Source organism: Actinoplanes sp. TBRC 11911 (genome assembly GCF_012933445.1).
In the GTDB taxonomy this organism is placed as follows: Bacteria; Actinomycetota; Actinomycetes; order Mycobacteriales; family Micromonosporaceae; genus Actinoplanes.
This window is the reverse complement of sequence record NZ_JABBNC010000013.1, coordinates 132,619-145,233: the sequence shown is the minus strand read 5'-3', so window position 1 is coordinate 145,233 and position 12,615 is coordinate 132,619. Positions and strand designations below refer to the sequence as shown.

Annotated in this window: 8 protein-coding genes; 6 read left to right on the top strand and 2 right to left on the bottom strand. The window is 63.7% G+C overall.

Annotation, left to right across the window (positions count from 1 at the left end):
• Positions 1-6: 6 nt before the first annotated feature.
• The gene (locus tag HH310_RS45420) at positions 7-1,404 is read right to left on the bottom strand and encodes a serine/threonine-protein kinase (protein ID WP_169177073.1); all 1,398 of its coding nucleotides are present in this window, start codon (positions 1,402-1,404) and stop codon (positions 7-9) included.
• A 199-nt stretch (positions 1,405-1,603) separates the two neighbouring features.
• Between HH310_RS45420 and HH310_RS19845 the strand changes: the two genes are divergently transcribed.
• The 5 genes from HH310_RS19845 (at position 1,604) to HH310_RS45415 (ending at position 9,628) form a co-directional block, all read left to right on the top strand.
• Positions 1,604-2,875: a hypothetical protein gene (locus tag HH310_RS19845; RefSeq protein ID WP_169177072.1), complete on the top strand. Its 1,272-nt coding sequence runs from the start codon at positions 1,604-1,606 to the stop codon at positions 2,873-2,875.
• Positions 2,872-3,411 (top strand): hypothetical protein, encoded by a 540-nt coding sequence (locus HH310_RS19840; RefSeq protein ID WP_169177071.1) that lies wholly within the window; start codon positions 2,872-2,874, stop codon positions 3,409-3,411. Before HH310_RS19845 ends, HH310_RS19840 begins: the two co-directional genes overlap by 4 nt.
• Positions 3,404-4,012 (top strand): hypothetical protein, encoded by a 609-nt coding sequence (locus tag HH310_RS19835; RefSeq protein ID WP_169177070.1) that lies wholly within the window; start codon positions 3,404-3,406, stop codon positions 4,010-4,012. Before HH310_RS19840 ends, HH310_RS19835 begins: the two co-directional genes overlap by 8 nt.
• The gene (locus HH310_RS19830; protein WP_169177069.1) at positions 4,009-7,173 is read left to right on the top strand and encodes a hypothetical protein; all 3,165 of its coding nucleotides are present in this window, start codon (positions 4,009-4,011) and stop codon (positions 7,171-7,173) included. Before HH310_RS19835 ends, HH310_RS19830 begins: the two co-directional genes overlap by 4 nt.
• Before the next feature lie 1,285 nt (positions 7,174-8,458).
• Positions 8,459-9,628, top strand: a complete 1,170-nt coding sequence (locus tag HH310_RS45415; protein ID WP_169177068.1) for a DUF4241 domain-containing protein — start codon at positions 8,459-8,461, stop codon at positions 9,626-9,628.
• 318 nt (positions 9,629-9,946) lie between these two features.
• Here the strand turns inward: HH310_RS45415 and HH310_RS19820 are convergent, their stop codons facing one another.
• A complete protein-coding gene (locus HH310_RS19820) occupies positions 9,947-11,161 on the bottom strand; it encodes a site-specific integrase (protein WP_169177067.1) in 1,215 nt (404 codons plus the stop codon).
• 1,005 nt (positions 11,162-12,166) lie between these two features.
• Here HH310_RS19820 and HH310_RS19815 point away from each other — a divergent pair.
• A complete protein-coding gene (locus tag HH310_RS19815; RefSeq protein WP_169177066.1) occupies positions 12,167-12,526 on the top strand; it encodes a hypothetical protein in 360 nt (119 codons plus the stop codon).
• The last annotated feature ends 89 nt before the right edge of the window (positions 12,527-12,615 follow it).

The window sequence follows — 12,615 nt, the reverse complement described above, 5'->3', positions numbered from 1 at the left end:
ACACGACTAGCCGACAGCGTTGACGGCGTCGAGCAGCTCGTCGACGCTCTGGGGTCGTGCGGCCGGGTGATAGCGAGTCGTGTGCTCGACGATGCTGATCCAAGGCCCTGTCGCCGGTAGGAGTGGGATGTTCGCTTGGGGCGTCTTTGCGGTCAGGATCGCTCCGATGATCTGGCCGATGCTGTAAATGTCGGCTGATGGTCCGACGTCGTGGGCGTCTACGGAAAGCTCGGGAGCGGCGAAACCTACCGTCCCGTACCCTGATCCGGTCCTGGTGCGTTCGGGCTCAGTGGTCTCCCCGCGAGGGCGGCGGCCCAGTCCCCAGTCGGCGACCGTCCACCGGCCGTGCAGAAGCAGGAGGTTGTCGGGTTTGAGATCCCGGTGCACCAGACCCTGCCGGTGCGGTTCGCGGAGACCTTCGCAAACGGAGATCACCATGGTTTTCAGCTGATCGACATGCTGTAGCTTCGGCGCGTGCTGTGACGCTGTCCCGTTCGCCAGGGGCATGACGAACCAGAAGCCGTCAGGGTCGGCATCCAGGATGGGCATGACATGAGGATGGTCCCCAAAAAGGCGGCCGAAATCGATCTCCCGACGCATCCGGGCGCGCGCGTCGGCGTCTCGGACGCGGACCCGTTTGTAGGCGACCCTGTGCCGGGTGGCCTTGTGCGTGGCAACCGAGACCACCGCCTGCCCGCCGCGGGCGATCGGCTCCCGCTCGACGAGGTAGTCGCGCATCTGGCCCCGGCCAAGCCGCTGAAGGATCATGTCTTCGGCGGCGGGCGCATCCCCGGCCGACGCGACCTGTTCGATCCGCGGTTTCTGGCGCAGGTCGTCGATGAGGGATTCGGCTGCGGTGATCGCGTGTTCGGCGAAGGCGGCGTCGGGCGCCTCGATCAGGGTTTGTGACAGCAGCTGCAGCGCAGGCCAGGACCGAAGCTGCTCGGCCAGCTCACGTGCCTGATCTTGGAGAAGGGTCTGCTGCTGGCGCGCCCGCTGCGTCAGCTCGTCGGCGTGCGCCTTCACGGCGTCGCTGAGCCGCCAGGCGTAAACGCTGCCGTGGGGGCCGCCTGGCTGAGCCGGTGGATCCACTTCGAAGACGACGACCCCGGCGGAGCTCCACCGGTAAAGCAGGTCGAGCGTCTGATCACCGAATCGATCACGCAACCGCTTGGCTTTACCTGCACCGTGCTTGAACAGCCATCGGGTGGTGGCGTCGTCCATGGCCGCGAGCGCCGCGGGCCACGTCGCCGCACGTGCCGCGCTCACCGCGCGTATGTGCAGGCGCAGCAGCGTGGCAGATTGCTCCGCCCCGTCTTTGACCCGGATCTGGTAAACGGGATACGCATCGAGGCTGCTCGGCAGACCTGCGATGGGCACGGCACTGGTGGCGACTCTCGTCACCCGTGTGGAGGTTAGCTTCGGTGCTTTGCCGGCCGGAGTCTGGCCGCCGTCTAGCTCTGGACCTTCCACGAATCCCTTCCCATCGAGGGGGTGATCACGCCGGGCCGGGCATCGACGGGGCGGATACCGCAACGCGTGCGAGGTGCATCGTCCGAGCAGCCGATTACAGCCTGATTGACATCCGTTACCCTTCGGCAGTGTGACCGCACCGGACATGAATACATCCGGCGACACGATGTCGGCAAATCCTTCCGCCACGCTTCCGCGATCGCCGTACCCCTTCCGCAGCAGCCAAGCCCAGCGCGTCGCCGGCGTTCTCGGCATCATGCTCAAAGAAGCAGGCGCACTCGACAGTTCAGATGAGGAAATCGCCGCCGCGGTCGACATTTGCCGGGCACTCGCCGACCTTGATCCACACGGCGACGGCGTGGCCACCCGCCGCTTGTTCGAACGACTCGAACCCCGCCATCGCCGATCAGTGCTTGAACGCCGCCTGTCCGCGTTAATGACCGCAGGGGCGGTCGAAAAAGAGAAAGAGGTCATCAACGAGCAGGATGTGCGCCTGACCCTGTCCGGTTCACTGAGCCTCATCCTCGTTCCGTGGCTGAAGACCATGTCCGGTCAGAAGGCCCTGCTGGAGATGTTCAGCCGGGCGCAGGCACGGGCGTCGTCGTCCGAGGCCTCCGCCGAGGACATCCGAGCCGACCTCGCCGAACTACGGCGGGTCCTGTCCACTTTCGCCAACGAGGTTCGACGCGCCGTGGACAGCCGCAAGACGACCTCGATCCTCGAGCTCGCCGGAGAAACCGATGACCGGGTACTGCGGACACGGATCAGCCAGCTCAGAGACTCAGTCGTCGCCAGATTCGCCGACCAGTTGACTGACGACCTGGAACGCTTCAACGAGGCTGGCGACCGCTACGTCGCCCAGCAGCTGCGCCTGCTGAAACTGCTCAGCCGATCCCGCGGCGTCCTGGGCCATTGGGTCCAACGCGACGAAGTACATGAGGTCATGCGGACCGCCGGGACGCACCGCCTGGCCGCCTTGTGGGACGGCATCGCCTTCGACGAATCTCCCATCTGGATCGATCCCACCCAGGTCCTCGGCGCCGTCCGCGAGCTGACCTACGAGGCGATCCCCGATCCGATCCCGGAGCCGGCAGTAGCCGACACCCCTACGGACCCGCTGCCGTCACTGCAAGACACCCTGCGAAGCATCGCCGAGCGCCTCCTCGACGGCCAACCGGAGCGCGACATCACCGAGGTGCTGCTTACCCGGCCGTGGCCCGGCCCTGCCGTCCTGCTCGCTCAGCTGAGCACCCTGGAAGGCCTCGACATCGGCTACGAACTGCATCACCCCGGACCGCTTGCGACCCGGCCCTGCCCGCCAGGAACCCGGCTCGTGTCCGCGTTGGTGCTACGCCACCGTGACCTTCGCCCGGCAGCAACCTCAAACGACACCACGCGATGACCGATCCGGATCTGCCGATCGCCATCACCCTGGCTTGCCTGCGCCGGCATGGGCACCTTCCGGTCGATGACGTGCAGGTCGCAGACGTCGAACAGGCCGCCGCGTCGGTCGGCCGGCAGGCCGACATCGTCGACGACGACGGGAACTCTGTTGTCGTATTGGGCTGGCAGGGAGCAGCCCCGGCCGCGAGCGCCCAAGCTCCGCGCTTGTCACGGCGTGCCCTGAACCGCCGCGAAACCAAGACGCTCATCGTCACCTACGCGCTACTGACCGACCCGCGAACCGACCGGCAGGCGGCCACCACCGACCAGGTGCTGACAGCCGTCGAGCTGCTGACAGCCCGACCCGGAAACATCTGGGTGCTGCCCGCCCTGCGCGACAGCCTCCCACGCGCCGGCCTGCTCACCGCCTGCGAGCTCGGATGGCGGCCGGGGCCTGCGATGCTTATCTGGGACATCCCCACCCGAGATGTCATGACACACGCTGCTCGCCGGCTGCGGGGGCATCCGCTCTGGCCGGTTTCCCCGGATGCGTGACGACGCCGGCGACGAGGCCGCCATCCTCGAGGCAATGCGCGCGCTGGAAGCCGCAGACACGCCGCTGCGGCCACGCGACTGGCAGGCACTGGAGGATCGACACCTCAGAGAGCTCGTCAGCCGGCGCCTGCACCGCATCGGTCGGCAACTGATCACGGTCAGCCGGACCGAAGGTGGCCCGGTAGATGGATATCTCAGCGACTGGTCCGACGACGTGGTCCCGCACCTAGCTGGCCGGCAAGACTATCTTCAGCCGGGCGATCTCGCCGTACTGGCCATCATCTACCTGCACACCGAGGTGCTCGGGAGCATCCTCGGTGAGGACCTTGCCTCGATCAGCGAGCAACTGGACGCTCACACCGGCGAAACCGGCCGCGACGTGGTGCGCGGCCAACGCCTGGCCGACAGCCTCGCACGGCTGCGCGCCCACCAACTGATCAACCGGCGAAACCAAACGGGACCGGCACTAGGCAGGCTGAGCCGTCGGCAACGAGACCGCCTCGAGGACAACCTGGTCCTGCTTTTGCGGCCCGACAGCATCTGGGCTCGCGACATCCGCATCGCCCGAGAATCAGAAGAGCGAATCGAGAATCCACTATGACCGGCCCCACGTTACCGATCGATATCGACGACCTCGGGATCGTCGGGCCCAGATCACTACGTGCGATGCAACTCATTCGCATCGGCCGGCACCCCGGTACCGCCGTCCTGATCCCCGCACGCGGCATCTGGGTCGTCAGCGGGCGCGGCCCGGAAGCCGGCTCCAACGGCGCAGGAAAGACCGTGCTCCTCGGCGCGATCTCCCTGCACAACGGCGACCCCCAATGGAACGGTGGGCAAGGAACCGGCCCGAACGCGGCGAGGCTGTTGTTCGACCACAACCGCGCCCGCGTAGGTGACGCCCGATTCGCCGACGCGCCTCACGGTTACATCGCTGGCGTCTATCTGCACGATTCCGCCCCGGATGATGCCATCACCGTCTGGATGCGCATCGAACGCCACTCCAGCACACACGTCCAGGTCCGCTGGCGGCACGGCATCCACCTGGTACGCGGTACCACCGAGGAGGAAAGGTTCCATCAAGCGAACAACCTATGGGGCGATCTTCGGGACAACGACTCCCTGAGTGTCACGACGTACTCCGCCGCACTCTTCGGAAAAGCGCCTCGCTGCATCGCCTACATCCGTGCACGCGGCAGCGAGGAGAACCAGGACCGGGGACTCCTCGCCCTCGGACAACGCCCCTTCCGCCCCGCCGACCTGGCAACCCAAGTCATCACCCTTTCCGGCAAGTTGCAGGCCGTCGACAACGAACGCGAATTCCGCAAAGACCTCGACGCCAACGAAACACGACTCGCCAGCAAGAAAGAAACCTACCGCATCCAATACCAAAGAGAAGAAAAAGAACTTTTAGAGATAAAAGCCCGCAACGGCGCCCGCGAGTTGCTCACGCAGGCACGAGAATCCTGGGAAACCTATCTCACACTCGGCGCGATCTTGGCGCACGAACGCTCGGAGGAGCTGACCAGAAACCTCACCGCGATAGAAAATAAAGTTGAAGACAAAAAACTTCAGATCGCCGAAGAAGAAAAGAAGGCTGCCGAGCTGCCCCGCTCTGAAACGCTCCAGGCAGAAATCGGCAAGGCCAAGAGAGCCAAGAGTGATGCCGAGCGTTCCCGCGACGAACTGCTTCGTCAGCAAGGCGAAGCGGAGGGAAAACGCAAGACCTGCGAACAGCAAATAGCCAACTTACGTAAAACGGCGGCAATCGCACCCGGCCTTGACGTGCCCTCCGCCGAAACCCAGCTGATCGAGGCCGAACAAAAATATCGCGTCGCACAACGGCGAGTCGAAAAACTCCAGGAGTCCCTCGACGAGGCCACGATTCGCCTCCAAGACCTGACCTCCGGGCGAGGCGGGCCGGCAGGAGGCGCGATCAAAGCACTCGACGCCGAAGGCGTCACCGCGACAGCGATTACCGATCTCATAAGCCTGATCGGCGACTCCCGCGCACAATGGGAGGCTCGCCTGAGCCCGTACGCGAAAGCCATCGTTGTTGCACCCAAAGATCACCAGCGGGCCCGGTCCGTATTGGCGAACCACCCCGGAACCCCGCTACTCGTCCATGGCGATCCTCAACGACCGGTTGCCGGGAGCGTCACCCCGCAAGCCGACGAGAACATCGTCCAATTCCTGGAAGAACTCGAAAGGCGAATGCCGCCCGACGGATCCACCTGGGTTCTGGACGGCAGCCTGAAACTCGAGATACCCGGCGGCTACGAAGTCCCACTGACCGATCGCCCAGCCCAGATCCGGGCGCTGCAGCGGCACATCGATGACCTTAAAGCCGAGCGGGAACTCGTAGAAAGCTTGCTACCCGACGAAGAACAGGTCCATCAAGCTGCGAAAGATTCTCTTGACGCCGCTAAAGCAGCAGCTGCTATCCCCGCGATAGAAACTGAACTCGAAAATATCCGTGCTCATGAGCGTCAACTGCTGGACGCGGTAGAGGGCGCGAAAAACGTGGCTGACGAGACCGGCAAAAAATTGCATGCAGCAGAGTTAAAATTCAAGGACTTAGAAAAAGATCGCCGTGAACTCCGCATCGTCATCGAAAAACTCAAGTCAAGCGACGAAGTTGGTCTCGGTTCCCTTCTCCAGAAAGCCGCCGCCACACGGGAGCAGAGAAGAATAAACAAGGAGGTGACGGAGACTTGGAAACAGGCCTCCGAGATCATCGACCTGGGCAGCGCGCAGGCCGAAATAGCGGGGAAGGGAATCATCCTCGATGATCTCACCCGGGATACCTGTTTCCGTGAAGCACGCACCCAGCTGCGCCGCGCGATCGAAAAACTCATCGACAAAGCCAACCGCGAACCAGACGCTTCGACGCCAGGTGCAGCAAACGCCGACGAATTTCACGCCGACCTCAACGCCAACCTGTACAACCTTCACGCCTGGTGCGACGACCCTCGCGAAACCAGCAACTCCATCAGACCCTTCGACGCCGTCGCAGTGCCGCTACTCGCGTGGCTCACTTGGCACGGGGCCGAAGACGACACCAGAAAATCCCAGATCGACGATAAACGACAAGCCGAAGAAGGTGAGATCGCCGCGGCCGAGAAACAGGCCGCCGAAACCCGCCTGTGGATCCAAAGCCAACGCGAAAATCAAATCGCTATTATCACCCGATCCTTTGACAATGTCGAGAAAAAACTTAACGAACTCCTCAAATCAGTAAACCAAGACCCTATCGCTTTACGTCCCAAACACATCGACCTCGGCGACCCCGGCCAACCCCTGCGCTGGGAGCTACACCCGCAATGGCAACCCCCAGGAGCCAAACCAGTCGAATACTCCAACCCCCCGAACACCGCCGAACTCATCATCCTTCACACACTCCTGGCCACTGCATCACTCGTCGCCGCGACAAACCCGCAAGGCCGCATGCTCGTGCTCGACGAATCCGGAAACAACCTCGACGGACCAAACCTCAGCCGCGTCGCCTCCGTCCTACGACAAGTAGCCGAAAAATACGGCCTGACAATTGTCCTGGCCTGCCAAGACCTCTACACCGACCGAGTTGCTCACCACGCCGCCGCGATGATCCAACTCCTACGCCCCTCGGCTCAGGCACCTCTCAACGCACCCCCAGCCGTGAGCCACGGATCCGAGAATCCAGCAGTGCTGGACGCGCTCATGCCCTATCTCGGCCTCGGCCGCCCAGACTCCGACCCCGCCGATTCCGCACAGCCGGCCTAGACAAAGGACCGACTGCTATAGTCGATTTTGGCGTTCGAGAGGTTTGGAACTGTAGGCACCGCCAACATCAAATGGATGTGCGTATTGCTTTTGGGACGACGCATTCCTCTAAGGTGAGACCCGCGACGCAGTGCTTCTCGTGACAAAGAAGACGGCAGGGCGACGCGGTTGCCCAGAAGAGGCAGCCGCTTGGCGGAAGAGCTTCAAGCATCCCATGTCCACCTGCGAAGCCGAGCGGATCATTTACGTGGCGATGTCTCGCGCTGCCCAGCACCTGATGATCCTCACCCGGCAGGGTTCGATGTGCCTTGGCGCGAACTGACCTCGTTTGCTGCTATTCTGTAAACAGCTGAGGCCCCGGAGTCGCTATGAGAGCTTCCGGTGCGGAGCGAGGGCAGCTTCTCATATGCTGTCAAGTGCCCGCCTAGAGCGCCAGCCCCGCGGTTTTGAATTGTTCAGGGGCCCCGCAACTCATGAGACCTCGTTCACGAAGGTGCGAAAGCATCAGCCCAATGGTCCGTACTAAATGGTGGCGATCCCACTTGATCGGCCGTGGTCACAGACCTGGTCACGGCGTCGGTCGAGGCCCCTAGGATTGGTTGAAATCGGACGGCGTCGCCATGCCGTTGTGTCCGGTTCTGCGTATGAAACGACACCATTTAAAGGTGTTTAATCTGGGGGTCAAGGGGTCGCAGGTTCAAATCCTGTCAGCCCGACTTTTCTGACCAGCGGATATTCCTGATGGGGAATGTCCGCTGTTTCGTTTCTGGGCCGTTGTGGTCGCAATGTGGTCGCATCTTTCGTGGCCTTCCTGGCTCCGTTACGAATACGGCGTTGCGGGGATGCCGTGCCCTGCCGGTGCTCATGGGTAGGTGCGGCCGGTGCTCCCGTGGTTTCTGAAGTTGGCGGACCCGGCCGGCTGCCTCGGCCGTCAGGGTTGGAACGCTCACGGCGGTCTTGTTTCTGCGGATGCGACCACACTGCGACCACATGCTGTGTTTGCCCTGCTGAGACGTCACGCCCTTGTCGCCCGTTCAAGGGTGACGCGGTTGGTTTTGTTCGTGAGTTTCGGCACCAGATGTTCGCGAGTTTCGGTACCAGCGGGATCTCGCCGCTGTGAATGTTCGCGAGTTTGGGCACCACGCCGGCCAAGGCCCTCCATGGCCGCACTCAGACCATGTTTCGCTCACGCTCTGTGACTGCGTCCGGGAAGCGGGGCGCGCCCTGCCTGCAGCTGATGTGCTCGCCTGATCTTGCGCGGCCGCTCGGTGGGTAAGGTCGCGTCGTGGCGTACAGGCTCGAAGCCGTCTATTGCGACGGGTGGGACGCGGGTGTGATCAACCCGGTGACGCCGGCCGCAGCTCGCGCGCGTGATACGGCCGGCAACCCGTATACCGTCGTGTTACTGCTCGACGGCCTGCTGCATGCGGTGCTGGATCTATCCTGGAGCGACGCGTACTGCCTGATAGCACGTTTCGATGCCGATGATCGGCAACTGTCGCGCCATCTGCTGCGCGGTACCGGCGAGGGAGACCTTTTCCTGCGGGAAGTACGCACCTGGGACGGGCCACCCGGTGTCGGCAAGTACGAGTTTCCCCACGTTGCGGCCAGGACGAAGACAACGTACGGCGTCGCCGGTCCTCGAATCGACATCGTCGAGCCGCGCGGCGATCTGGGAACGAGGCAGGAGGCGACTTCGGCGCAGCTGCCACCGCGGCTGCCCCTGCCCGCGTTCGGTCGTTGGGAGCGACTGCTGGCTCTCGCCGGGGATCCCAGCGTGGAGATCGTCGATGCTGAGCGACACCGGCTACCGGTTCGCTCTCAGAGCCGCCCGCCATGGCGACCACCCCGGCCGCTGCGGCCGCAGAGCATCGAGCAACTGTTCGTGGCAGGGACCATCGTCGAGGTTCACGGCAGGCAAATCCGGCTGTCGGTCCACAACGCTGGGGCATTGCGAGTGAGCTCCGGCCGCGTGATTGCGGCCGATCCTTCGTCGCTCGATTACGACGCCGAGCCGTTTACCGTCACCGTGCCGCCAGGGAGTTATCCGGTCTCGATCAGCCTGGCCACTTTCACCGACGACCCCGGCCATAGTCGGGTCTGCGCCGTGCGCCTCGACGTCGGCGATCAACCACCAGTACGGTGGGAACTCGCGCTGCGCGAAGGGCAGAGCACCATCGATCTCGGCTACGGCGAGTTTCTCGGCTTTGGTGTCGACGCTGGTATGGCCTGCTTCGTAGACGCGGAAGTCAGTGACCGGCTCAAGGACCGCTGGCGGACGTTCGACGGGCTTGTCGAACCTCGCTACCTGACGGTAGAGGCCGGTGCGATGGTCGCCTGGTCCAGCGGCTGGGGCGACGGCTCGTACCCCATCTGGATCGGCTACGAGGCCGGCGGCGCCGTGTCGTGCTTTATCGCGGACATGCTGTTATTCGCCGCCGACGACGAGGATTGACATAGTCGCGAGTCGTGCCGGCAACGTCGTTCCTCGTTAGGCAACGACCTAATGTCCGCGAAGCGCTCCCATCTGCTGGCCCATGATCGAGTGCACGCTCATCCGCCAGATCCGCGCACCTTGCCACCCGAGTCGCCTCATGATCGTTTGTTCAGAGAGTGAATGAGCGCGGCCACCACCGACTGCAACAGCGGAGGAAGTCGAGATCCACCAGTGGCGCCGGTTCTCGTGCACATCGCCGCCCAGGGAGCGGGCAACGTGGCGCCGAAACTCGCGAACATCTGGTGCCCGAACTCACGAACGAAGCCACGCGGTTGCTCATGCGGCAGTCGGGGGCGCGACGTCGTCGAGGACAGCTGCGGCCGCGTCGACGGCGTCCTGGGCGACCTGTGGCGTGAGATGGCCGTAGATATCGACCGTGGTGGCGACGGTGCTGTGCCGCAGGGTTTTGGAGACGGAGCCGAGCGGCACGCCGCTATTGATCATGATGGTGGCGGCCAGGTGCCGCAGGTCGTGCAGCCGGGTTGTCGGTACGCCGGCCTCGGCGGTCAGTTTGCGGAAGTGGTCGAGGACGTACTGCGGCCGCAGGGGCTGCCCGTCGGGTCGGCTGAAGACCAGACCCGTGTCCTCGTATCGTCGGGTCGCGAGCCGCTGGCGCCACTGGCGGTCTCGTTGTCGGCGTAGGGCGTCAACCGCGCGCCGGGACAGCGCGATCCAGGAGCGGCTGTATGGGGTCTTGGGGTCGCTGAATTCGGTGTGGCAGTTGTCGACGCTGATCAGGGTGCGACGGACGAACAGCATCTGGAGTGCGAAGTCGATGTCGGTCCACTTCAGGCCGAGGGCTTCGCCTTTGCGCATGCCGGTGCAGATCATTAGCTCGAACAGGTCGGCCAGTAGGTCGTCGACATCGTGGCAGTAGCGGAGGAAGGCGCCGGCTTCTTCGTTGCTCCAGCAGACGAGTTCCAGCCGGGCGGGTCGGGGCAGTCGTGCGAAGCGGGCGGCGTTGTAGGGCAGCCGGTGGGTGCGAACGGCGTAGTTGAGCGCGCTGGACAGGGTGGTGATGCAGCGTCGTAGGGTCACTGGGCCGCGGCCGGCGGCTTGCTGCTGGGCGATGTACCGGGATATGTCGGCGTGGGTAAGTCGTTCCAGCCGGATGTTGCCGAAGGCGGGGATCAGGTCATTGGTGAGGTAGTTGTGGTGGCGACGGACGGTGTTCGGTTTGAGCGTTCTGGTCTTCTCCTCAAGCCATCCGGACAGGTAGTGGGCGACGGTCTCGGTATCGTCGAGCTGGATGCCGGCGTGTTCGCACTCCAGGACCTTGGCGAGTGCGTCGGCGGCTTCAGCCTTGGTGGCGAAGCCGCTGCGGCGCCTGGTCTTGCGTCGGCCATCGGCTGAGGGCAGGTCGACGGCGAACGCCCACGTGCCGTGTCCGCCGCTGGTTAGCTGGGGGCAGTGTGTGCCGAGTTGTTTGCCGCCGTCGTCGCGGCAGGAACAGCGGCGGTACACGCGGCCTCGGTGTGGGTTCGGCCTCATGACATCTCCTCGAGTCAGGATGCAAATCCTCCTGATATACCCGATTTTCTGTCGACTACTCTCCGCAATAAGTCCAGTGTGAGGTCATGATCAGAGAGCTTATCCCGATGCACTACGCCTCCGACCAGAGACGCCTTTGAACCTTCGTGATCGCCGCGCCGCGTCTTCATCGCCAGTACGACCTTGCGTGTTTGAGCTCGTTCAGCGGCGACTTCTCGTACGGCCTCACTGCCAGCCTTGGCGGCAGGCGAATCCGCGGCGTACGAGGCGAAGAAGACTTCTCGGGAAGTATCGGTGTTGCGGTAGGTGACTCCGAACCCTGTGCGGGGGCCGGTGCGCAAGGTTCTGTCGGTGATCGAGCGTCGTAGGTAGTCGGCTGACACGTACATGCCTTTGAGTACGAACGGGTCTGTAGGGGTGAAGTCCTCGCCGCGAACGAACCTGAACCAGAACGGGCTGGGGACCATACGCTAGTCCTGCGAGTTGACTGGCGTGTCCGTCCGCTGCAGTTGGTCCTTTCACAGCTCGCATGACAGGGAAACACCTTCGATCGCCTCCATGATGGTGAGCGTCGAGGACGGTACGACAGGCCGCGGCCGTCCGGGCGTGGCAACCGTAGAACGGGCCAGGTTGTCTGACCGCTCGGCTGGCCAGAGCTTCCCGCGCCAGCGCCCGAGCTGCTCTATCGTGCACGGTTGTGACATTCACGTTCGCCGCCGAAAGTCCTCCGTGGACCGACGAGGGTGCCTTTTGGGTGGCGCTGGCAGCTGCAGCGCTTAGCCTCGCCGCACTCGGCGTCTCTGTGTGGGCCTCCGTCTCCGGACACCGCTCCGCCAACTACGCCAAGACATCCGCTAGCGCGGCCAACAAGTCCGCCGACAGCGCCGAAACGTCGGCGCGGGCCGCGGAGAAGTCAGCGGACGCGGACGGCAAGGTTGCACAGATCGAATTGATCGCGATCACGAGTCGTATCGACCGAACCCCGTTGACCAGAATTTCCCCACCGTGCCGAGCCGTGCCGACCCGACCGCGAAAGGGGTATTCCTGGCGCTCGTCTTTGGCCACCCATATCGCGTAACCGGAGTGGTCGTGTTCGACAATGGCGCGTTGGGGGCACTCGGCGCCGAGAGCGATATCGTCCGAACCGGCGAGCCAACCAAATTCTTCGTCGGATATACCGGCACCAACATGCCGTCCTACGTCCGCCTGAACTTTTGGCCGCCGAACGCTGGCGATTCGGGCGAATTGTGGACCTGCAGGTGCGGTCGCCCCTTGGACGATGCCGGCGCGCTCCCGGCCGCTGCCGTTTCTCACTGGCAGATGATCGTTAGGGTGCCGGGCAACTTCAAGTCATACATCGCATAGACACTTCGCTAATAGTGCCTCCGGTGCGATGATCGATGGAGGTCGCTTCGGGGTCTGTCGTTGATCGGTTCCTTTTGCCCGACTCTGGG